The 20,033-nt window shown below is 68.9% G+C and carries 25 protein-coding genes; 21 read left to right on the forward strand and 4 right to left on the reverse strand.

Translation table 11 applies throughout. The features are described from left to right. Window positions 1–334: 334 nt before the first annotated feature. Complete coding sequence (locus tag ACNUDN_RS05560) at window positions 335–1,732, forward strand: MFS transporter (protein WP_419121021.1); 1,398 nt, start codon at window positions 335–337, stop codon at window positions 1,730–1,732. A 29-nt stretch (window positions 1,733–1,761) separates the two neighbouring features. On the opposite strand, the gene ACNUDN_RS05565 is transcribed toward ACNUDN_RS05560, so the two are convergent. Both ACNUDN_RS05565 and ACNUDN_RS05570 read right to left on the reverse strand, forming a co-directional pair. Further along, window positions 1,762–2,367, reverse strand: a complete 606-nt coding sequence (locus tag ACNUDN_RS05565; RefSeq protein ID WP_419121022.1) for a dihydrofolate reductase family protein — start codon at window positions 2,365–2,367, stop codon at window positions 1,762–1,764. Window positions 2,368–2,588: 221 nt separating this feature from the next. Next, entirely contained in the window at window positions 2,589–4,274 is a 1,686-nt protein-coding gene (locus tag ACNUDN_RS05570; protein WP_419121023.1) for a PucR family transcriptional regulator, read from the reverse strand. A gap of 192 nt (window positions 4,275–4,466) precedes the next feature. Between ACNUDN_RS05570 and ACNUDN_RS05575 the strand changes: the two genes are divergently transcribed. The 20 genes from ACNUDN_RS05575 to sppA all read left to right on the forward strand — a co-directional run bounded on the left by ACNUDN_RS05575 (window position 4,467) and on the right by sppA (window position 18,096). Further along, on the forward strand, window positions 4,467–4,919 hold the full coding sequence (locus ACNUDN_RS05575) for a GlcG/HbpS family heme-binding protein (RefSeq protein ID WP_419121024.1): 453 nt from the start codon (window positions 4,467–4,469) through the stop codon (window positions 4,917–4,919). Window positions 4,920–5,071: 152 nt separating this feature from the next. Further along, window positions 5,072–5,791 carry an iron-containing redox enzyme family protein gene (locus ACNUDN_RS05580; protein WP_419121025.1) on the forward strand — a complete coding sequence of 240 codons (720 nt, stop codon included), beginning with the start codon at window positions 5,072–5,074 and terminating at the stop codon, window positions 5,789–5,791. Window positions 5,792–5,826: 35 nt separating this feature from the next. Next, window positions 5,827–6,186, forward strand: a complete 360-nt coding sequence (locus ACNUDN_RS05585; RefSeq protein WP_419121026.1) for a Rieske (2Fe-2S) protein — start codon at window positions 5,827–5,829, stop codon at window positions 6,184–6,186. After that, window positions 6,183–7,433 carry an NAD(P)/FAD-dependent oxidoreductase gene (locus ACNUDN_RS05590; RefSeq protein ID WP_419121027.1) on the forward strand — a complete coding sequence of 417 codons (1,251 nt, stop codon included), beginning with the start codon at window positions 6,183–6,185 and terminating at the stop codon, window positions 7,431–7,433. The genes ACNUDN_RS05585 and ACNUDN_RS05590 overlap by 4 nt, the downstream gene beginning before the upstream one ends. Continuing rightward, complete coding sequence (locus tag ACNUDN_RS05595; protein ID WP_419121028.1) at window positions 7,430–8,881, forward strand: aldehyde dehydrogenase family protein; 1,452 nt, start codon at window positions 7,430–7,432, stop codon at window positions 8,879–8,881. Before ACNUDN_RS05590 ends, ACNUDN_RS05595 begins: the two co-directional genes overlap by 4 nt. A gap of 30 nt (window positions 8,882–8,911) precedes the next feature. Next, a complete protein-coding gene (locus tag ACNUDN_RS05600) occupies window positions 8,912–9,268 on the forward strand; it encodes a Rieske (2Fe-2S) protein (protein ID WP_419121029.1) in 357 nt (118 codons plus the stop codon). Continuing rightward, complete coding sequence (locus tag ACNUDN_RS05605; RefSeq protein ID WP_419121030.1) at window positions 9,265–10,866, forward strand: gamma-glutamyltransferase family protein; 1,602 nt, start codon at window positions 9,265–9,267, stop codon at window positions 10,864–10,866. Before ACNUDN_RS05600 ends, ACNUDN_RS05605 begins: the two co-directional genes overlap by 4 nt. Before the next feature lie 31 nt (window positions 10,867–10,897). Then, a complete protein-coding gene (locus ACNUDN_RS05610; RefSeq protein WP_419125026.1) occupies window positions 10,898–11,341 on the forward strand; it encodes a RidA family protein in 444 nt (147 codons plus the stop codon). A 192-nt stretch (window positions 11,342–11,533) separates the two neighbouring features. Then, complete coding sequence (gene rplN / locus ACNUDN_RS05615) at window positions 11,534–11,902, forward strand: 50S ribosomal protein L14 (protein ID WP_046318367.1); 369 nt, start codon at window positions 11,534–11,536, stop codon at window positions 11,900–11,902. Next, a complete protein-coding gene (gene rplX / locus ACNUDN_RS05620) occupies window positions 11,903–12,220 on the forward strand; it encodes a 50S ribosomal protein L24 (RefSeq protein ID WP_419121031.1) in 318 nt (105 codons plus the stop codon). Between the two features lies 1 nt (window position 12,221). Next, entirely contained in the window at window positions 12,222–12,788 is a 567-nt protein-coding gene (gene rplE, locus ACNUDN_RS05625) for a 50S ribosomal protein L5 (RefSeq protein ID WP_419121032.1), read from the forward strand. A gap of 4 nt (window positions 12,789–12,792) precedes the next feature. Next, a complete protein-coding gene (locus tag ACNUDN_RS05630) occupies window positions 12,793–12,978 on the forward strand; it encodes a type Z 30S ribosomal protein S14 (protein WP_011778599.1) in 186 nt (61 codons plus the stop codon). Between the two features lie 76 nt (window positions 12,979–13,054). Then, entirely contained in the window at window positions 13,055–13,453 is a 399-nt protein-coding gene (rpsH, locus tag ACNUDN_RS05635; protein WP_419121033.1) for a 30S ribosomal protein S8, read from the forward strand. Window positions 13,454–13,469: 16 nt separating this feature from the next. Further along, window positions 13,470–14,009 (forward strand): 50S ribosomal protein L6, encoded by a 540-nt coding sequence (gene rplF, locus ACNUDN_RS05640; protein ID WP_419121034.1) that lies wholly within the window; start codon window positions 13,470–13,472, stop codon window positions 14,007–14,009. A gap of 3 nt (window positions 14,010–14,012) precedes the next feature. Beyond that, window positions 14,013–14,426 carry a 50S ribosomal protein L18 gene (gene rplR, locus ACNUDN_RS05645; RefSeq protein WP_419121035.1) on the forward strand — a complete coding sequence of 138 codons (414 nt, stop codon included), beginning with the start codon at window positions 14,013–14,015 and terminating at the stop codon, window positions 14,424–14,426. A 34-nt stretch (window positions 14,427–14,460) separates the two neighbouring features. Further along, complete coding sequence (gene rpsE, locus ACNUDN_RS05650) at window positions 14,461–15,135, forward strand: 30S ribosomal protein S5 (protein ID WP_419121036.1); 675 nt, start codon at window positions 14,461–14,463, stop codon at window positions 15,133–15,135. Between the two features lie 2 nt (window positions 15,136–15,137). Beyond that, on the forward strand, window positions 15,138–15,323 hold the full coding sequence (rpmD, locus tag ACNUDN_RS05655) for a 50S ribosomal protein L30 (RefSeq protein WP_419121037.1): 186 nt from the start codon (window positions 15,138–15,140) through the stop codon (window positions 15,321–15,323). Then, complete coding sequence (gene rplO / locus ACNUDN_RS05660; protein WP_419121038.1) at window positions 15,320–15,769, forward strand: 50S ribosomal protein L15; 450 nt, start codon at window positions 15,320–15,322, stop codon at window positions 15,767–15,769. The genes rpmD and rplO overlap by 4 nt, the downstream gene beginning before the upstream one ends. A gap of 117 nt (window positions 15,770–15,886) precedes the next feature. Further along, a complete protein-coding gene (locus ACNUDN_RS05665; protein ID WP_419121039.1) occupies window positions 15,887–16,234 on the forward strand; it encodes a DUF732 domain-containing protein in 348 nt (115 codons plus the stop codon). An 86-nt stretch (window positions 16,235–16,320) separates the two neighbouring features. Further along, the gene (gene sppA, locus ACNUDN_RS05670; RefSeq protein WP_419121040.1) at window positions 16,321–18,096 is read left to right on the forward strand and encodes a signal peptide peptidase SppA; all 1,776 of its coding nucleotides are present in this window, start codon (window positions 16,321–16,323) and stop codon (window positions 18,094–18,096) included. Here the strand turns inward: sppA and ACNUDN_RS05675 are convergent. After that, window positions 18,090–19,013, reverse strand: a complete 924-nt coding sequence (locus ACNUDN_RS05675) for an SAM-dependent methyltransferase (RefSeq protein WP_419121041.1) — start codon at window positions 19,011–19,013, stop codon at window positions 18,090–18,092. The two genes, sppA and ACNUDN_RS05675, sit on opposite strands and share 7 nt — an antisense overlap. 4 nt (window positions 19,014–19,017) lie before the next feature. Continuing rightward, the gene (locus tag ACNUDN_RS05680) at window positions 19,018–19,932 is read right to left on the reverse strand and encodes an SAM-dependent methyltransferase (RefSeq protein WP_419121042.1); all 915 of its coding nucleotides are present in this window, start codon (window positions 19,930–19,932) and stop codon (window positions 19,018–19,020) included. Window positions 19,933–20,033: the final 101 nt, after the last annotated feature.

Raw genomic sequence — 20,033 nt, forward strand, 5'->3', positions numbered from 1 at the left:
GGTCTTTCACTCACAACTGCTCGTGGGCTGTGCAGTTTGTTTCGGGGAATGCTCGGCGCGTTGTGGGCGTGGGTCAACGCACAGAGTGCACAACGCTGTGACAGTCCTCCTGTGCAATATGCTCCGTGGTTGTCGGCCGCGTGTCCCGGCGTTTCGCTCGGGTAAACATTCGGGCGGGAGGCCCGTGCGCACGGTGGTGTGCACAGTGATGTGCACAGTGTCGCCGGCTGCGAACTGCCGATGTGCACTGTGACCCGAAGGGACGATCACACCGCCGCGGCGTAGGTGAGAGAGTGACCCCGAACCTTCCGAGAACCGTGATGACACCGCAGAGATGACCGACACCTACCGCGCTGACGCAGCAGACCCGTCCACCCCCGACGACGGCGCCACCCCGTTGGCGCTCGCTGCGCTGCTGTCCGGAACGCTCGTCGGCACCGTCAGCAACAACGTCGTCAACGTGCCGATGCCGGCGATCCTCGCCGACTTCGACGCCCCACTGGAAAGCGGGGTGTTCATCGTCGTGGGCTTCCTGCTCACGTTTACCGCGACGATGCCCGTCGTCGGCTGGGTCGGGGACCGATTCGGTCGTCGCCGGGTCTACTGCGCGTCGATGATCGGCACCGCGGTGTGCGCCGTGGGCGCAGCCACCGCACCGACTCTCGAGCTGCTGATCATGTGGCGCTGTGCGGGCGGAATGGCGGCCTCGGCCCTCGGGCCCGCCGTGATGGGGCTACTGACCTGGCTGTTCGCCGGTGAGCGCCGGGCGGGTGCGGTCGGCGCCTGGGCCTCGGTGAACGGCATCGGTCAGGCCATAGGCCCCACCATGGGCGGCGTCGTCGCCGACGCCTGGGGATGGCGCTGGGTTTTCGTCCCGCTGGTTCCGGTCGCGCTGGCCGGACTGATCGGCACGCTGCGTCACATCCCGCGCTACCCGGGGACCCGGATGAGCTTCGACGTCGTCGGCGCCACCGCCCTGACCGTCGGCTCCGGGCTGCTGATCCTGGGGGTCGCACTGATCCCGAGATTCGGTGCGTCGGCTGCGGTGCTGGCCGCGATCGCGGTGGCGGTCGTGGTGCTGGTGCTCTTCGTCTGGCACTGCCTGCGCACCGCGGACCCGTTCGTCGACGTGCGACTGGTAGCCGAAGCACGGTTCGCGCGCAGCACCCTGGCCGCGTTCGCGTTGATGTTCAGTCTCGGCGCCACCCTGCTGGCGGTGCCGCTGTACCTGGTGAACGGCGGGCGGTCTGGATCGGTGGCCGGGCTGGTGCTGCTGGCCATCCCGGTGTCGATGACGGTGTTGGGGCCGCTGGTCGGACGGTACCTGGACCGGCTCGGGCCCCGGCGCGTGCTGCGCACCGGTTTGTGCCTGTTGATCACCGGCCAGCTCGGGCTGGCGGTCGCGGTCACCACCGGATTGGCCGGTCGCGGGCACGGGCTGGCGGGACTGGTCGCGATCCTGGTGCTGGTCGGTGTCGGGATCGCGGGCGTTCAGACCCCAGCCGCCACCGGCGCCACCCGGTCGCCGGCCGGAGCCCAGGGCACCGGCCTGGGCCTGTACAACCTCATCCGGTTCAGCGGTTCGGCGATGGGTGCGGCCTGGGTCGCGATCGCGCTCGCGGCCGGCGGAACCTCCGGGGGGTTCGTGCTGGCGTTCTCGGTGGTGGCGGGCGTCGGGGTGCTCGGTCTGGCCGGTTCGTTCCTCGGTCCGGATCCGGCCCCCGCGCGCTAGCTCATTGCTGAACAGTGCCCGCAGTGGGCTCACACAGGGGTGCTGAGCGGTGGGCGCTGCAGCACACGGGGCTTGTACTCGACCAGCTGGATGCGGCCGTCGAAGGTGCGGTGCTCCATCATCTCGAGGGCGATGTCCGGATAGCCCTCGTAGATGCGTTCTTCGCCCGTGGCCCCAGTGATCACCGGGAACACCACAACCCGGAAGCGGTCGACAAGTCCGGCCTGTAGCAACGACCGACACAGCCTGAGGCTGCCGATGGTGCTGAGCGGCCCCGAGCCACTCGACTTCATGGCGCGGACCGCCTCGACGGCGTCGTCGCGGACGAGCGTGGAGTTGGCCCACGTCAGCGGCTCCTCAAGTGAGGAGGAGAACACCACCTTGGGCGCTTGGGTGAGCTCGTCGACGGACGCCTCTTCTTCGGCCCTGAACCCGTCTTGGCCATTCGGGACCTCTCCCGCGGCGAAGCCCGACATCAGGCGATAGGTGTTGGCTCCCATCAGGTAGGTGGCGTCGGGCTGCTCGCCAAGCCATGCGAGGTACTCCGGGCCCTCAAGGCCCCAGAACCCGGGCCATCCCTGACCCGACGCGTGGCCGTCGAGTGAGGTGATGAAATCGACGAGAAGTTCCGGCATGGCAGCGGCCTTTCCTAGGGTGTCACGAGATGAGACCGGCCGGGAGTTATGAACTCATCGGCCCCTACGGGGTAGCGATCAACCCATGACGCTGCAGCCGATCGTCTGTTCCGAGGAGCTGGCAGCGATTTCCTAAGTCCGGCGGTACCAGTGCGGCAACTATGCAACAGAGTTGAGGCGCGAATCGAGCCGGAATCCCACGTCGCGCGCCGCGCGGATGTTCACCGGAAGCGTGCTTCGCGGTCGACGGCGGCATGCACCTCGGTGAGCAGGTCGAGGCGGATCGCCAGCCACACCGTGAACTGGTTCTCGGGCACGCGGATGTCGAGCCCGACAGCCCGCGACACCCGGTCGAGCTTGGTCAGCATGGTGTTGCGGTGCACGTTGAGGGCGCGCGCGGTGGCGTTGACGTTGCCGCCGTGGGCCAGATAGCCGGTCAGGAACTCGAGCAGATCGGGCGCCGTGCGCAGCGGACCCAGGATGTCGGCGACCAGGGACCGGCTCTGCTCGCTGTCGGCGACGTCGGCGAGGACTGTGAAGCTGCGCAGATCCTGGTAGGACACCGCCCCGGTCAGACCGAGCCGGCGCGCGATACCGAGAGCGATACGCGCCTCCCGGTAGCTGCCCGACACCTCCTGGGCTCCCCGCGCGGGCCTGCCGTAGGACACGGCGACCGCGGTGCCGCGCCGGTTGTGCAATTCGTCGGCCATGGCCTCGGCGTAGTGCGCCATCTCCCGGCGCATCGCGGCGTCGTCGCCGCTTCCGGGGTCGCCCCGCAGCGACCGCACCACGACGAGCACATCCCCGAGCACGGTGACGTAGGAACGCACCGCCGGGTCGGGGGCCACGTTGGCCGCGTAGCGGGCAAGCCGAACCATGCTCGCGGTCGGGTTGTCCGCGCCGCGGGGGACGGCGCCGGGTGCGACGAACACGCCGAATGGCGAGTCGATGTCGATCTCGTGGTACTCGGCCCGGGCGCGCATGTCGTGTTCGCTGGAGAAATGGCCGTGGACCAGCGCCTGCACGAAGTCACCCCGGGCGCGTTCCTCGGCTTCCTCGACGCTGTGCTGCCTGAGCATTTCCGAACCGATGATCGCCGTGGCCTGTTCGGTGACGACGATGTGGCGGGCGACATCGTGAGCGCCGGGCCGGGCGGACGGTACCACCACCAGAACCCAGCCCTCGAAAGCTCTCCCGAGCCGGATCGCGGTGGAGATCACCGTCCACAGATCACCGTTCGGGCATTCCAACGGTGTCACCCTGGTGTCGTGATGGGCGGAAAGCCGTTCCCCAGCAGGGAGATCGGTGGTCAGTTCGGGCAGTATCGACTCGGTGAGGCCGGCGGCGGTCTCGGCCGGAAAACCGTTGTGGGCCACCACCTGGCCGCGGGCGTCGAGGGCGATGGCCGGATTCTTTGCCAGGTTGGACACCTCGCGCACCAGCAGCGCAAGCCCGGCCCCGCGGTGGAAGAGGCCGGCCAGCGAGGCATGCACATGCGTGGCGTAGCGCATGACGTGTACTTCTTGGTTGAGCGCCCGTTCCGCCAGCAGCCGGTTGAGTGCGGAGAACCCGACGGGGAAAGCAGTCTCGACCACCACCATGCCCGCGGGCACCGCGGCGGGGGCGAAGCCGGCCGGCACGCTGCCGTCGACCAGCAGCGTGGTGGCTCCACGGGCAGCCAGGGCCGCCAGCGTGCCGGTGTTGCCGAGCAGCGCCTCCGGGCGGGCGTAGACCGCTACCCCGTCGAGGGGGTCGTGGCGCGACATGACTTCCGACAGCGGCAATACCCACTGCAGTTCGGCCTGCAGATGCTCGGAACCGGTGACGACATGAGCACCCGACATCAAGGACTCGTCGAGCAACCCGGCCACCGTCATGCGGCTGTCGTCGTGTCGCTCTGGTGCCATGTCCCACCTGCTCTGTTCTGCGGCCACCGCATTGCAACGATCGCACCGACGCCGCTCCCACACTATGTGCAGTTTGACCCTGATGCGGGTCGGAACGGAGCCATGTTGACCAGAGCTTCCGGGGGGCGGCCCCGGTAGACATCTCCTCAGGCGGACATCTCCGCCGTGTCAACCAGAGGAGCAAGTCCCGACATGCACCAGATCTATCGGATCACCCTCGACGACGCCCTGCCGTTGCTGGCCGCGGGCCGTGCCAAAGCCGAGGAGATCGGCGTCAAGCAGACCCTGTGCGTCTGCGATGACGGAGGTAACGTCCTTGCGCTGCATCGGCTTCCGGGAGCGCGGCTGACCGGCGTCGACATCGCGATCGCCAAGGCGTTCACCGCGGCCGGCCATGAGCGCGCCACCCACCTGTTCAACGAGGCGCCGGACGGTCCGGCGCTGCCCGGTAACGAGGCGTTCGGTATCAGCCACATGCTGCCCGGCAAGTTCGCGATCTTCGTGGGCGGCTTCCCGCTGGTCTTCGACGGCCAGATCGTGGGCGGGGTCGGGATCAGCGGCGGCAATGGCGCCCAGGACAAGGCCGTCGGGGCCGCCATCCTGGCCGAGTTCGACGCACTGACCTCGGCGTCAGCCGGTCGCTGACGGTGTGCACCATGACCCGTCAGCGGGCCCGCACCGGTGATGTTGTCCATGGCCACCGCCCTATCAGAGTCGTTAACGTCATTGGCGCAGTGCGTGATTCGCATCGAAGCGTCGACCTGTAACCCCATCTCCATCACCGAGAGGATCTGATCATGACCGAACTGCTGGGACGCGAAGAGTTTCGCGCCGAACTGGAGAACGCCATCAAAGGCCGGGAGGCCAAGAACGCGTCGTTCTCCAAGGCGTGGGCCGAGGGCCTGCTGGAGCGCCATCACTTCGCCCGCTGGGCCGAGAACCACTACCACTACGTCGGACCTTTCGCCGATTATCTGGCCAACATCTACGCCAACACCCCCGACGAGTTCACCGGCGCAAAAGATTTCACGCTACAGAACATGTACGAAGAAGAGCTCGCCGACATCCGGCACACCGACCTGCTGATCAAGTTCGGCGAAGCCTGCGGCACCACCAAGGAACGCATCGAGAACCCCGACAACATGAACGCCATCACCCGCGGCCTGCAGTCGTGGTGCTACGCGGTGTCCCAGCGCGAACACTTCGTCGTCGCGACCGCGGCCCTTGTGGTGGGGCTGGAATCGCAGGTTCCGAGCATCTACACCAAGCAGATCGTGCCGCTGCGCGAGGTGTACAAGTTCACCGAAGACGAGATCGAGTTCTTCGACCTGCACATCACCTCCGATGTGGTGCACGGTGAGCGGGGCTACCAGATCGTTCTCGACCACGCCGACACCCCGCAGCTGCAGCAGCGCTGCCTGCAGATGGTGCGGTGGGGCGCGGAGATGCGCTTCTCCTACACCAAGGGTCTCTACGACACCTACGTGGCCCCGGAACTGGAAACCGCCGGCGTCTAGGCCATCTCGAAGAGATCCCCGAGGAAGGAGTGCTGGTGTCCGCACCGTGGGTAGCAGTGGCCACCACCAGGGAACTGGCCCGACGGCGCAAGCTGCGCGTCGAGGTCGACGGTGTCGCGTTGGCACTGTTCCAGGCCGGCGCAAAGGTGTACGCCTTCGCCGATCTGTGCGTGCACCAGGACCGTTCGCTGTTCAAGGGCACTCTGTTGCACGGCAAGGTGATCTGCCCCGGTCACCAGTGGCAGTTCGACCTCGAGACAGGCTACGAGGCCGACCAGGACCGCTGCCAGCCCACCTACCCCGTGCGTGTCGACGAGGGCAGCGGCACAGTCTACGTCGACCCCAACCCCCGTACCCAGCCGGCACCGCAGGCAAGTGAGGAAGCGCGAACGTGACCAGACCCACCTTCGTCACCATCGGCGCCGGCCAGACCGCCGCCGTGGCCGCGCGCAACCTGCGCCGCGGCGGGTTCGACGGCCGCATCGTGCTGATCGGCGACGAACCGTATGCGCCCTACCAACGTCCGCCGCTGTCCAAGGAATTTCTGGCCGGCGCCGACACCGAGGAGGCGCTGTGGATCCTGCCCGAGGCGTGGCGCGCCGCCAACGACGTCGAACTCGTCACCGGGGCCACGGTCGTGCGGGTCGACACCACGACCCGCAGTGTCGAATTCGACGGGCGCGCACCGCTGTACGCCGACGCGGTGTTGTTCGCCACCGGCGGCAGCCCACGCCGGTTGCCCGTTCCCGGTCCGCGACCTGACCTGGTGCACCACCTCCGCACACTCGACGATGCCCGGCGGCTGGCCCCGCACCTGACCCCCGGTCGCCGGCTGGCCGTGATCGGCGCCGGCTTCATCGGTCTGGAAGTCGCCGCCACCGCAGCCGCGGCCGGTGTGTCGGTGACCGTGCTGGAGGCGGCGCGCATTCCGCTGTCGGCGGTCCTCGGCCCCCAGATGGGGACGCTGGTGAGCGCGCTGCATCGGGACAACGGCGTCGATCTGCGGGCCGGCGCCGCGGTCGCGGCCATCCGCACCACCGACGATCACGTCCTGATCGACATCGCCGGCGGGGCAGCACCTCTGGAGTCCGACGCGGTGCTCATCGGCATCGGCATCACGCCCAACGTGGCGGCCGCAGCCGCCTCCGGGCTGCAGGTCGACGACGGGATCGTCGTCGACGCAGCGGGACGTACCAGCGTTGCCGGGGTGTATGCCGCCGGCGACGTCGCCCGGCGCTACTCGGCGCGCAGTGGCCGCCACGTCCGGGTGGAGCATTTCGACAACGCCAGCCGCCAGGGCGTCGCGGTGGCCGGTGCGATGCTGGGCCGCGACACCGTCAACGACGACCCGCACTGGTTCTGGACGGATCAGTTCGACCGCAACATGCAGTTCCTCGGAACCGCCTCGGACGCCCCGGTGATCCGCGGTGATCAGGACGGTCTGGACTTCACCGCGTTCTTCTTCGACGAGGCCGTGCTGTGTGGGGCATTCAGCGTCGAGCGCGGCGAAGACATCTCGGTGGCAAGGGAATTGCTCGGACGGACGGTCGACCCCGCCGTGCTGCGCGACGAGGACGCCGACCTGTGGGATCTCGCGTACGCAGACGACGACGAGCTGATGACACAAGAGGTGCGGGCATGATCGAGGGCGCGAACTTCATCGACGGCAACTGGGTGCCGGCGGCGTCGGGGGCGCTGTTCACCCGCCGCAACCCGGCCGAACCCGATGACGTGATCGGCACTTTTCCGTCCTCGGCGGTCGAGGATGTCAGCGTCGCGGTCGACGTGCTGGAGAAAGCGGCCCCGGACTGGGCCGGCACCGCGCCGGAGCGCCGGGCGACGATCCTGGAATCGGCTGCCGCCCAACTGGAGTCACGTAGTGACCAGCTGATCGGCGAGTTGGTTCGCGAAGAGGGCAAGACGGTGGCCGAGGCCACCATGGAGGTCAGCAGGACACCGATGAACCTGCGCTTCTATGCCGCCGAGGCGACCCGCTGCGGCGGCGCGACCTATCCGGCCCCCGGCGACACACTGCTCTACACCCTGCGCGAACCCGTCGGTGTGGTCGGTGCGATCACCCCGTGGAACTTCCCGCTCAACATTCCGTCACGCAAGCTGGGTCCGGCACTGGCGGTGGGTAATCCGGTGCTCTTCAAACCATCTGAACTGACGCCGCTGATGGGGCAGCGTTTGGTCGAGGCGCTGCTGGCCGGTGGGCTGCCGCCGAATGCGATCGCGCTGGTGCACGGCGACGGCGCAACAGGTGCGGCGGTGGCCGCCGACGACCGCGTCGCCGCGGTGACGTTCACCGGCTCGACACGCGTCGGACGGCTCATCCACGGCCAGACCGGGCCGCACCGGAGGGTGCAGTTGGAGATGGGCGGAAAGAACCCCGTCGTCGTCGCCGGCGATGCGGATCCCGAGCGGGCGGCGGCGTTGATCGTCAAAGGTGCGTTCGGGTTGTCCGGTCAGGCCTGCACCGGCACCAGCCGGGTGATCGTCACCGAGGCCAACCACGACGCCGTCGTCGAGGCGATCGTGGCCAGGGCCGAGGCGCTTCGGGTCGGACCGGGCGATCGTCGGGACGTCGACATGGGCGCACTGGCCAGCCGGGAGCAGTTCGACAAGTTCACCCATTATGTCCGGGCTGGCCTCGACGACGGGGCCACCCTGCGATGCGGTGGTGATGCGGTGCACGTCCCCGACAGTCCGGGTGGTTACTTCGTGCGGCCCGCGGTGTTCACCGACGCGGCTCCGGGCATGCGCATCGTCGACGAGGAGGTGTTCGGTCCGCTGTTGGCGGTGCAGCGCGCCGCATCGCTGGAGGAAGCGGTGGACCTGGCCAACGCCACCGAGTTCGGGTTGTCGGCGTCGATGGTCACCGGTGACCTCGCGGTCGCGCAGATGTTCGCGCGGCGTTCCCGCACCGGGTTGGTCAAGATCAACCAGCCCACCACCGGAATGGCGATGAACGCGCCGTTCGGGGGTTACAAGGCGTCCTCGACCGCGACGTTCAAGGAGCAGGCCGGGGCGTCGATGATGGAGTTCTACCTGACGGAGAAGACCGTCTACCTCAATCCCGCGATCTGACCCAGAAGCAAAAGAACACGGAGTGTGACAATGGAATTCGTCAAGGTGGCCAGGTCCGGTCAGGTGCCCGAAGGGATAGTGCGGCGCTTCTACGCCGGCGAACACGAGTTCGCCGTCGCGAGGCTGCGCGGTAAGGCATATGCCACCTCCAACTACTGCACCCACCTGGACTGCCTGCTGTCATCGGGCAAACTACGTGATGACGGCATCGGATGTTCCTGCCACGGAAGCGCTTTCGACCTTGAGACGGGTGAACCGATCAGCCCGCCGGCCACCGAGCCGATCAAGACGTTCCCGTGCGAGGAACGCGAGGGCGAGATTTTCGTCGGTGTCGAACCCGGCGAGACCCCGGCCGGGCCGACCCGACGGCTGCGTCGACAGGTATGAGCAGCACCGGGGTGCGCCCGCCGACCCTGGCGACCGGTGGGATGGTCAGCGCCAGTCACCCGGCCGCCAGCCTCGCCGGGGTGCGGGTGCTCGCCGACGGCGGCAACGCGATCGACGCCACCCTGGCCATGGCGGCGATGACCTGGCTGACGCTGCCGGGTCAGTGCGGCATCGGCGGCGACGCCTTCGCGCTGGTGCGGGAACCCGACGGACGGGTGTGGTCGGTCAACGGCTCCGGCTACGGACCCGATGGCGGTACACCGGATTTCTATGCCGCGCAGGGGTTGTCGGCGATACCGCTGGACGGCGCGCTGGCAGTCGCGGTGCCGGGTGCGCCCGCGGCGCTGGCCGCCCTTCACGCCGGTGGCGGCACCCGGCCGCTGACCGAACTGTGGGAGCCGGCGGCGCGCGGCGCCGAGTCGGGACTGGCATGTTCGGCGCGCACCGCCGGCGATGTGGCTGCCGCGCTGACCGCGATCGACGCCGATGCCGACCTGCGGGCGGTGTATGCGTCCACCGGCGCCCCACCGCATGTCGGCACCCGGTTGCCCCAGTCGGAGTTGGCCGCAACCATCCGAGGCCTGGCCCGCGATCCGCTCAGTTTCTACCGCGGCGAATTCGCGCAACGCGCCGTGGACGCGCTGCGCGCCGCGGGAGCGCCGTTCAGCGGCGACGAGTGGACCGCAGGGGCGCAGGTGGCCGCCGACGGCGCGATCACCGGCCGCTATGCCGGCGCGGTCCTGCACCAGACCCCACTGCCCACCCCGGGCTGGATGGTGCTGCAGCAGGCGGCGCTGTGCGACGGCGTCGTCGGGTTCTCGGGCTGGATGAGCGCGGATGCGGTCGATCGGATGGCGCGCGCCGCTCGGCTGTCCTTCGCCGATCGTCTTGCCCTGTGCGGCAGCGACAACGGCGGGGCGCGCGATGTGCTGATACCGGAGCGGCTGATCGCCCAGCGGCGCGACCTCGACGACCGGTGTGAACTGCGTGCACCCATCGACGTGCGCGCCGGCGACACCACCTCCACCGTCGCGGTCGACGCCGAAGGCCGGGCGGTCAGCTTCATCCACTCGCTGGCATTCACGTTCGGAGCCAAGTTCACCGTGCCCGGAACCGGAGTCGTGCTCAACAACCGGCTCGGTCGGGGGGCATACCTGATCGCCGGTCATCCCAACGAAGTGGCGCCGCGACGCAAGCCGCTGCACACGCTCAACGCGTGGATCGTCACCGATGACGCCGGAGAACTGCTGCACGTCGGCAACACCCCGGGCGGAGACGGGCAGGTGCAGTGGAACATGCAGTTGCTCTCCCACCTGCTCGATCACGGCCTCGATCCCGCCGAAGCGGTCTCGGCGCCGCGCTTCACCGTCTTCCCCGGCTCCGACGCCGATGTACTCGACGCGCCGCCCGAGCTCAGGGTGGAGGAGACGCTGGCACCTGCGGCTCGGGACGAACTGGCGGGCGCCGGTCACCGCGTCGTGGTGGCGCCCGCACTGGGTGCGGGCGGCAGTGCCCAGATCATCTCGCGCGATGACCGCGGCCTGCTTTCCGGGGCGGCCGACCCGCGCCAAGAGGGGATCGCGCTCGGTGTCGACTGATCCGGGCGTGCCTGAGCCGCAGGGCGACGGGGTGCCTGAGCCGCAGGGCGACGGGGTGCCTGAGCCGCAGGGCGACTATGTGCCCGCGGTGCTGCACGGTGGTGTCGTGTACACCGCGGGCATGACACCGCGGCGCGACGGGGTGTTGACCTGCACCGGTCGGGTCGGAGACGGGGTGGACCCCGCCTCGGCGCGGACGGCGGCCGGACTCGCGGCGGGCAACGCCTTGGCCGCGGCCCGCTGGGTGGTTGGGGGCGGCGCCGCGCTGCGCTGCCTGACGATGACGGTGTATCTGGCGTGCCCGCCGGAGTTCACCGCGCTGTCCGCGGTGGCCGACGGAGCGTCGGCGGCGCTGGTGGCAGAACTCGGCGAGAACGGGCGTCCCGCGCGCAGTGCGATCGGGGTGAGTGCGCTGCCGTCGGGGGCGCCCGTGGAGGTCGAGCTGGTGTGCGCCGTGGAGCCGGTGACCTGCTAGACCCAGCCGGATCGGAGCGCGACCGGCGGCGATTTGGCGCATTCCCCGAGCTCACCTAGTATGTAGGGGTTGCCTAGGGCAGACCTCGGTTGTCTCCGTGCGGAGAAGGCCCCGCGTGCCCTTAGGAAACAAAGACCGCGCACGTCAGGTCGGTATCTGCCGTGCACACAGTAACCAGGTCGAGGAGATCTAGTGATTCAGCAGGAATCGCGGCTCAAGGTCGCCGACAACACGGGCGCCAAGGAGATCTTGTGCATCCGCGTACTCGGCGGCTCGTCGCGGCGCTACGCGGGCATCGGTGATGTCATCGTGGCGACCGTCAAGGACGCCATCCCCGGCGGCAACGTCAAGCGCGGCGACGTCGTCAAGGCCGTCGTCGTGCGCACCGCCAAGGAGCGCAGGCGCGCCGACGGCAGCTACATCAAGTTCGACGAGAACGCCGCCGTCATCATCAAGGCCGACAACGACCCGCGCGGCACCCGCATCTTCGGGCCGGTCGGCCGCGAACTGCGCGAGAAGCGCTTCATGAAGATCGTCTCGCTCGCCCCGGAGGTGTTGTAGATGAAGGTCCGTAAGGGCGACACGGTGCTCGTCATCTCGGGCAAGGACAAGGGCGCCAAGGGCAAGGTCCTGGTGGCCTACCCGGAACGCGACAAGGTTCTGGTCGAGGGCGTGAACCGGATCAAGAAGCACACCCCCGAGTCGCGCACCGAGCGCGGCGCATCGTCCGGCGGCATCGTCACGCAGGAGGCGCCGATCTCGGTGTCCAACGTGATGCTGCTCGATTCGGACGGCAAGCCGACCCGCGTCGGTTACCGCAAGGACGACGAGACCGGCAAGAAGGTCCGCATCGCCAAGACCAACGGCAAGGACATCTGAGATGACCACCACTGAGCAGAAGACCCTGCCGCGCCTCAAGCAGCGCTACCGCGAAGAGATCCGCGACGCGCTGCAGAAGGAATTCGGCTACGCGAACGTGATGCAGATCCCGGGCGTCACCAAGGTCGTCGTCAACATGGGCGTCGGTGACGCCGCTCGTGACGCGAAGCTGATCAACGGCGCGGTCAACGACCTGGCGCTGATCACCGGCCAGAAGCCCGAGATCCGCCGGGCGCGCAAGTCGATCGCGCAGTTCAAGCTCCGCGAGGGCATGCCGATCGGTGCCCGCGTCACGCTGCGCGGCGACCGGATGTGGGAGTTCCTGGACCGGCTGATCTCGATCTCGCTGCCGCGTATCCGCGACTTCCGCGGACTGAACGCCAAGCAGTTCGACGGCACCGGCAACTACACCTTCGGGCTCACCGAGCAGTCGGTGTTCCACGAGATCGACGTGGACAGCATCGACCGCCCGCGCGGTATGGACATCACCGTCGTCACCTCGGCGACGAACGACGACGAGGGACGTGCGCTGCTGCGGGCGCTCGGCTTCCCGTTCAAGGAGAACTGAGCAGATGGCAAAGAAGGCGCTGGTCAACAAGGCCAACAAGAAGCCCAAGTTCAAGGTGCGGGGCTACACCCGCTGCAACAGGTGTGGTCGTCCGCACGCGGTCTTCCGCAAGTTCGGCCTGTGCCGCATCTGCCTTCGCGAGATGGCACACGCCGGCGAACTGCCCGGTGTGCAGAAGTCCAGCTGGTAAGCCAGCCAACCACTACTAAGACAGTTGCGGTAGGCCCCGTCCGGGGAACCGCCGTGAGAAAGGTGAACCGGCTGTCATGACCATGACGGATCCGATCGCAGACTTCTTGACACGTCTGCGCAACGCCAATTCGGCGTACCACGACGAAGTGACCCTGCCGCACAGCAAGATCAAGGCCAACATCGCCGAGATCCTCAAGAGCGAGGGCTACATCAGCGACTACCGCACCGAGGACGCCCGCGTGGGCAAGTCCCTGATCGTGCAGCTGAAGTACGGCCCGAGCCGTGAACGCAGCATCGCGGGTCTGCGCCGGGTGTCCAAGCCCGGTCTGCGGGTGTACGCGAAGTCCACCAACCTGCCGCGCGTGCTCGGCGGACTCGGTGTGGCGATCATTTCCACGTCGTCCGGTCTGAGGACCGACCGCCAGGCCGCCCGCGAGGGCGTCGGCGGCGAAGTCCTCGCCTACGTGTGGTAACGGGAGGGCTAGATAGATGTCTCGCATTGGAAAGCAGCCGGTCGTGGTGCCCTCCGGGGTCGACGTGACCATCGACGGGCAGAACGTGTCGGTCAAGGGCCCCAAGGGCACGCTGACCCTCGACGTCGCCGAACCCATCGAGGTCTCGCGCGACGACGACGGCGCCATCGTGGTCACCCGGCCCAACGACGAGCGGCGCAACCGTTCGTTGCACGGCCTGTCGCGCACGCTGATCGCCAACCTGGTGACCGGTGTGACGCAGGGCTACACCACCAAGATGGAGATCTTCGGCGTCGGTTACCGCGTCGTGGCCAAGGGCAGCAACCTGGAGTTCGCGCTCGGATACAGCCACCCGGTGCTGATCACCGCCCCCGAGGGCGTCACCTTCGCGGTCGAGACGCCCACGAAGTTCTCGATCTCCGGTATCGACAAGCAGAAGGTCGGCCAGATCGCGGCGAACATCCGCCGCCTTCGCAAGAGCGATCCCTACAAGGGCAAGGGGATCCGCTACGAGGGCGAGCAGATCCGTCGCAAGGTCGGAAAGACGGGTAAGTAGTAGATGGCTACCAAGACCAAATCCACAGCGGCCGCCGGGCACACCCCGGTCGGCAAGAACATCAGCGAGACACGCCGGGTCGCGCGGCTGCGCCGGCATGCGCGGCTGCGCAAGAAGGTCTCCGGCACCGCCGACCGTCCGCGTCTGGTGGTCAACCGGTCCTCGCGGCACATCCACGTGCAGCTGGTCGACGATCTGGAAGGCGTCACGCTGGCCGCGGCGTCCTCGATCGAGGCCGATGTGCGCGCGCTCGACGGCGACAAGAAGGCCGCCAGCACCCGGGTCGGTCAGTTGATCGCCGAGCGTGCCAAGGCCGCCGGCATCGACGAGGTCGTCTTCGACCGCGGCGGGTACACCTACGGCGGGCGGATCGCCGCGCTGGCCGACGCCGCCCGCGAAAGCGGGTTGAAGTTCTGATGCCGTACCTGACCCATAACGGAAGGAATGCATGATGGCCGAGCAGGCTGTAGGAGCCGGCGGGCCGTCGAGCGACGGCCGCGACGGTGGCAGGGGTGACCGCGGTGGCCGGGGCCGCCGTGACGATCGCGGTGGCCGCGGTGGCCGCGACGACCGCGAGAAGAGCAACTACCTGGAGCGCGTGGTCACGATCAACCGCGTCTCCAAGGTCGTCAAGGGTGGTCGCCGGTTCAGCTTCACCGCGCTGGTGATCGTCGGCGACGGCAAGGGCATGGTCGGTGTCGGATACGGCAAGGCCAAGGAAGTTCCGGCCGCGATCGCCAAGGGCGTCGAAGAGGCACGCAAGAACTTCTTCCGGGTTCCGCTGATCGGCGGCACCGTGACCCACCCGGTTCAGGGTGAGGCCGCGGCCGGAGTCGTGATGCTGCGTCCGGCCAGCCCCGGTACCGGTGTCATCGCCGGCGGCGCGTGCCGCGCGGTGCTGGAATGCGCCGGAGTGCACGACGTGCTGGCCAAGTCGCTGGGCAGTGACAACGCGATCAACGTGGTGCACGCCACCGTTGCCGCGCTGAAGCTGCTGCAGCGTCCCGAAGAGGTTGCGGCCCGCCGCGGCCTGCCGATCGAGGATGTGGCGCCCGCCGGCATGCTCCGGGCTCGCCGTGAGGCCGAGGCCGTGGCCGCCAGCGCCGCGCGTGAAGGAACGGCATAACCATGGCAGAACTCAAGATCACCCAGGTGCGCAGCACCATCGGTGCTCGCTGGAACCAGCGTGAGTCGCTGCGCACGCTCGGGCTGCGCAAGATCCGCCAGTCCGTCGTCCGCGAGGACAACGCACAGACGCGCGGCCTGATCAAGGCCGTGCACCACCTCGTAGAGGTTGAGGAGGTCAAGGCATGAGTGACGACGTGATCAAGCTGCACGATCTCCGGCCCGCCCCGGGGGAGAAGAAGGCCAAGACCCGCGTCGGTCGCGGTGAGGGCTCCAAGGGCAAGACCGCCGGCCGCGGCACCAAGGGCACCAAGGCCCGCAAGAACGTCCCGGTGATGTTCGAGGGCGGACAGATGCCGATCCACATGCGGCTGCCGAAGCTCAAGGGTTTCCGTAACCGCTTCCGCACCGAGTACGCGCCGGTGAACATCGGTGACATCGGCAAGGCGTTCCCCGAAGGCGGCTCTGTCGGCGTCGAGGAACTGGTGGCCAAGGGCCTGGTGCGCAAGAACGTGCTCGTCAAGGTCCTCGGTGACGGCAAGTTGACCGCCAAGGTCGACGTGACCGCGCACAAGTTCAGCGGTAGCGCCCGCGAGGCGATCACCTCTGCCGGCGGCACCGCCACCGAACTGTAGACACCTGTCGACCAAGAACCCCCGCCCCGGTGCGGGGGTTCTTGCGTTCACGGGACCGTAACGCCGACGTACCGCCCCGCGATCTAGACTTCGCATGCCGACCTCGAGGAGCAGACCATGAATCGCCGCCGTCGCACCGTCACCACGATGCTGGTCGCCGCCGGTCTCGTGCTGTCCGCCGGCACGGCCACCGCGCATGCCGAGACCCAGGACGAGAAGTTCACCAACGCGGTCACGACGATGGGGATTCCGCTCGGCGCCAGCGATGACGCACCCACGGTGGGCAAGCGTATCTGCGAGATGCTCACCGCGGGGCTGACCGGCAACCCGAACCCGGTACCGGTGGTGCGCGGTGTGGTGAACACGTTGGCGGGCAACGGCCTGAGCCGCGAGCAGGCGGTCGGCCTGTCCCGGCTGTCCGCCGCCGTCTACTGCCCGCAGTACGCACGCTTCCTGGGCCGCTGACCGCAAGGTCCTCGACGACTTCGGCAACCCGGCCTCGGCAACCCGGCCTGGGCGACCTCGTCGGGCCCGTCGGTAGGCTTTCCGGCATGTTCTCGCTGCTGTCCGGGGTTCCGGGTTTCGACGACGTCCGTGAGCTCGCCCGCAAGATCGACACCGCCCGCCATCAGGGCGTACCCGCCGGCTGCATCCTCGAGCTGGATCTGCAGAGCGCGCCGCCGGAGTCGGCCGGGTTCGACCCGCTGGCCCTGATCAACGGCGCCGGCCGGCCGCTGCTGCTGCGTGAGACGGTCGCTGCCCTGCACCGCGCCGCCGAGGATCCGCGGGTGGCCGGGCTGATCGCCCGCGTCCAGATCGACGCGGTCCCGCCGGGACCGGTGCAGGAGCTGCGGGAGGCCATCGTGGCCTTCACCGCCAAGAAGCCGTCGCTGGCCTGGGCCGAGACCTACCCGGGGACGCTGTCCTACTACCTCGCCTCGGCGTTCGGCGAAGTATGGATGCAGCCCTCGGGGACGGTCGGACTGGTCGGCTTCGCCACCAGCGCGCTGTTCCTGCGCGACGCGCTCGACAAGCTCGGTGTGGAGGCGCAGTTCGTCGCGCGCGGCGAATACAAGTCGGCGGCCAACTTGTTCACCCAGGACCGCTACACCGACGCGCACCGGGAGGCCGACTCGGCGCTCGTCAACGGTCTCCGCGAACAGGTGTGGGAGGCCGTCGCGACCTCCCGTGATGTGGACCGCGCCGGGCTCGACGCGCTGGCCGACCGCGCGCCGCTGCTGCGCGACGATGCAGTGACCGCAGGCCTGGTGGACCGCATCGGGTTTCGTGACGAGGCCTACGCGCGGATCGCGGAACTGTCCGGCGCCGAAGGTGTTTCACCGGAGACCGGTGACGCCGACAGCGAGGACGCGCCGCCGCGGCTGTATCTGGCCCGCTACGCAAGAGCCAAGAAGCCCGCGGTGCCCGGTCTGAAGAGCCGACCCAAGGTCGCGGTGGTCACCGTGGCCGGGCCGATCGTCAGCGGTCGGGGTGGACGCCAGATGTCGCCGATGGGCAGTTCCAGCTCCGGCGGCGACACCATCGCCGCCGCCCTGCGCGAGGCGGCGGTCGATGACGACGTTGCGGCGATCGTGCTGCGCGTCGACAGCCCCGGAGGCTCGGTGACCGGATCGGAGACCATCTGGCGTGAGGTGGTCCGGACCCGGGAGCGCGGCAAACCCGTCGTCGCGTCGATGGGCGCCGTCGCGGCGTCCGGCGGCTACTACGTCTCGATGGCCGCCGACACCATCGTCGCCAATGCCGGCACCATCACCGGATCCATCGGTGTGGTGACGGGCAAGTTCGTCGCCCGCGAGCTCAAGGACCGCCTCGGCGTCGGCTCGGACACCGTGCGCACCAACGCCAATGCCGACGCCTGGTCGGTCAACGCACCGTTCACCGACGAACAGCATGCCCACGTGGAGGCCGAGGCCGATCTGTTCTACACCGACTTCGTCGAGCGGGTCGCCGCCGGCCGACGGCTGAGTGTGGATGCGGTCGAGCAGGTCGCCCGCGGCCGGGTGTGGACCGGGGCCGACGCGCTGGCGCGGGGACTGGTCGACGAACTCGGCGGGCTGCGCACCGCGATCCGGCGGGCCAAGGCGCTGGCCGGCGTCGACGAGGACACCAAGGTCGACGTGGCGTACCTGCCGGGCTCGTCGCTGCGGGATGTGCTGCGTCCCAAGCCGTCCTCGCAGCCGGCGGCGGCCACGCTGCACGATGTGTTCGGGGCGTGGACGGTTCGTTCACTCATCGGGTTGGCCGACCGGACCCAGCGGTCACTGTCCGGCGTGAACGTGCTGTGGTTGGGCGAGAGCCGCTACTGACCGAGGCTCGCGCTGACGTAGATGATCTCGCCGAGGGGGTCGACGTCGTCAGCGCCCTCCGGGGGCAGCGGGCGACCGTAGCGGGTGAACAGTTCCCGGCGCGGCGTGGCGGTCACCCGCCAGCCCTGCCCGCTCAGGTACTGCATCACCTCGCTGCGCGCGCCCGGATAGACCAGCGAGGGCATATCGATGTCGAGGCCGAGCTCGCGCAGCGGCTCGGACAGGGCGCGCGCCTTCTCCTCGTCGAAGTCGACGATGCCGGGCACGTATTCGGTGGCGAGGGTGCTTCCCGGCGCCGAGAGCGCGGTGATCCGGTCGAACAGCCGGTCCTGCGCCTCGGGCGGCAGGTAGATCAGCAACCCCTCGGCGAGCCAAGCCGTGGGCGCTGCCGCGTCGAATCCGGCGTTGTGCAGCGCATCCGGCCAGTCGTCCCGCAGATCGACCGCGACCGTCCGATGACGCGCGGTCGGCTGCGCGCCGAGATCGCTCAGTGTCCGGGTCTTGAAGTCGATCACGTCGGGCTGGTCGATCTCGTAGACGACCGTGCCCGCGGGCCACGGCAACCGGTAGGCCCTGGCGTCGAGCCCCGAGGCCAGGATCACCACCTGTCGGATGCCGGCCGTCGCGGTGGCGGCGGCGCAGCAGTCGTCGAAGAACTTGGTGCGCACCGCCATACCGTCGATCATCGCCCGGGCGCGCTCCGGTGAGCTGTCCGCGATCAGGGACAGATCCAGTTCACCGTCGAGCATCGCGACGAAGAAACTCAGCCCCACGGCGCGCACCAGCGGCGCGGCGAAGGGATCGCTGATCAGCGGGTCGGGGTCGGCGCTCGCCGCGGCCCGGCCGGCGGCGACCATCGTCGCGGTCGCGCCCACGCTGGACGCCGGGTCCCAGGAGTCGTCGTCGGTGCGCGCCATGGTGTCAATCTAGGCCGCGCCGGCCCAGGCGTGCCGACAGATATCCGGAATCGCCGACCAGCGCCAGCAGCTGCTCGGGTGGCGGTGCGAAACCCTGCCGCCGGTACGCCTCGCCGGTGGGCAGCACCGAGGTCTGCCACCCCTGCCGGTCCAGATGGTCGGCCGCCGACGTCCGGGGCCCAGTGTAGAACAGCTCGGACAGGTTGATGTCGCTGCCGTGCTTGCGGGCCCGGTCGGTCATCGCCTTGGCCCAGTCGCCGGTGAGGGCTCGGGCGTCCATGTGCTCGGTGGCCAGTCGGCTGTCGGGTGCGCTGAGCGCGGTGATGGTGTCCAGCAGCCGGTCCTGGGCGTCCGGCGGCAGATAGATGAGCAGACCCTCGGCGATCCAGGCCGTCGGCCGGGTCGGGTCGAAGCCGGCCTCGCGCAACGCCAGTGACCAGTCGTCCCGCAGATCGATGCCCACCGTCCTGCGCTCGGCGGCCGGCGCCGCGCCGGCATCGGCGAGCACCCGGGTCTTGAACTCGACGACCTTGGGCTGGTCGATCTCGTAGACGACCGTGCCGGCGGGCCAGCGCAGCCGGTAGGCGCGGGTGTCCAGACCGGAAGCCAGGATCACCGCCTGCCGGATCCCGGCCGTGCCCGCATCGGTGAGGAAGTCGTCGAAGAACCGGGTGCGCACCGCGATCTGAGCCCGCATCACGTCGGCGTCGAACAGCGGGTCGGCGTCGAAGTCGACCTCGCCGCGGGCCACCCGGATGAAATGCGGCAGGCCGACGGCCTCGACCAGCACGGCGGCGTATGGGTCGTCGATCAGCGGGTCCGGCCCGCGGCCGGCGAAGGCCCGGGTGGCGGCCACCGACGTCGCGGTGGCGCCCACGCTGGACGCCAGATCCCAGGTGTCGCCGTCGCTGCGGGCCATCCTGCGCTCCTATCTGGTTTCGGAGACGTAGTCGACTATCTGACCGCGGAGACGTAGTCGACTATCTCGCCGCGGAGACGTAGTCGACTATCTGACCGCGG

The sequence above is a fragment of the Mycobacterium sp. smrl_JER01 genome, from assembly GCF_048513595.2.
Lineage (GTDB): Bacteria > Actinomycetota > Actinomycetes > Mycobacteriales > Mycobacteriaceae > Mycobacterium.

Excerpts from the sequence above, each read along its gene's own strand:
- ACNUDN_RS05560 (WP_419121021.1), top strand. The coding sequence starts at position 335 with ATGACCGACACCTACCGCGCTGACGCAGCAGACCCGTCCACCCCCGAC.
- ACNUDN_RS05565 (WP_419121022.1), bottom strand. The coding sequence starts at position 2,367 with ATGCCGGAACTTCTCGTCGATTTCATCACCTCACTCGACGGCCACGCG.
- ACNUDN_RS05570 (WP_419121023.1), bottom strand. The coding sequence starts at position 4,274 with ATGGCACCAGAGCGACACGACGACAGCCGCATGACGGTGGCCGGGTTG.
- ACNUDN_RS05575 (WP_419121024.1), top strand. The coding sequence starts at position 4,467 with ATGCACCAGATCTATCGGATCACCCTCGACGACGCCCTGCCGTTGCTG.
- ACNUDN_RS05580 (WP_419121025.1), top strand. The coding sequence starts at position 5,072 with ATGACCGAACTGCTGGGACGCGAAGAGTTTCGCGCCGAACTGGAGAAC.
- ACNUDN_RS05595 (WP_419121028.1), top strand. The coding sequence starts at position 7,430 with ATGATCGAGGGCGCGAACTTCATCGACGGCAACTGGGTGCCGGCGGCG.
- ACNUDN_RS05600 (WP_419121029.1), top strand. The coding sequence starts at position 8,912 with ATGGAATTCGTCAAGGTGGCCAGGTCCGGTCAGGTGCCCGAAGGGATA.
- ACNUDN_RS05605 (WP_419121030.1), top strand. The coding sequence starts at position 9,265 with ATGAGCAGCACCGGGGTGCGCCCGCCGACCCTGGCGACCGGTGGGATG.
- rplX (WP_419121031.1), top strand. The coding sequence starts at position 11,903 with ATGAAGGTCCGTAAGGGCGACACGGTGCTCGTCATCTCGGGCAAGGAC.
- rplE (WP_419121032.1), top strand. The coding sequence starts at position 12,222 with ATGACCACCACTGAGCAGAAGACCCTGCCGCGCCTCAAGCAGCGCTAC.
- ACNUDN_RS05630 (WP_011778599.1), top strand. The coding sequence starts at position 12,793 with ATGGCAAAGAAGGCGCTGGTCAACAAGGCCAACAAGAAGCCCAAGTTC.
- rpsH (WP_419121033.1), top strand. The coding sequence starts at position 13,055 with ATGACCATGACGGATCCGATCGCAGACTTCTTGACACGTCTGCGCAAC.
- rplF (WP_419121034.1), top strand. The coding sequence starts at position 13,470 with ATGTCTCGCATTGGAAAGCAGCCGGTCGTGGTGCCCTCCGGGGTCGAC.
- rplR (WP_419121035.1), top strand. The coding sequence starts at position 14,013 with ATGGCTACCAAGACCAAATCCACAGCGGCCGCCGGGCACACCCCGGTC.
- rpsE (WP_419121036.1), top strand. The coding sequence starts at position 14,461 with ATGGCCGAGCAGGCTGTAGGAGCCGGCGGGCCGTCGAGCGACGGCCGC.
- rpmD (WP_419121037.1), top strand. The coding sequence starts at position 15,138 with ATGGCAGAACTCAAGATCACCCAGGTGCGCAGCACCATCGGTGCTCGC.
- rplO (WP_419121038.1), top strand. The coding sequence starts at position 15,320 with ATGAGTGACGACGTGATCAAGCTGCACGATCTCCGGCCCGCCCCGGGG.
- ACNUDN_RS05665 (WP_419121039.1), top strand. The coding sequence starts at position 15,887 with ATGAATCGCCGCCGTCGCACCGTCACCACGATGCTGGTCGCCGCCGGT.
- sppA (WP_419121040.1), top strand. The coding sequence starts at position 16,321 with ATGTTCTCGCTGCTGTCCGGGGTTCCGGGTTTCGACGACGTCCGTGAG.
- ACNUDN_RS05675 (WP_419121041.1), bottom strand. The coding sequence starts at position 19,013 with ATGGCGCGCACCGACGACGACTCCTGGGACCCGGCGTCCAGCGTGGGC.
- ACNUDN_RS05680 (WP_419121042.1), bottom strand. The coding sequence starts at position 19,932 with ATGGCCCGCAGCGACGGCGACACCTGGGATCTGGCGTCCAGCGTGGGC.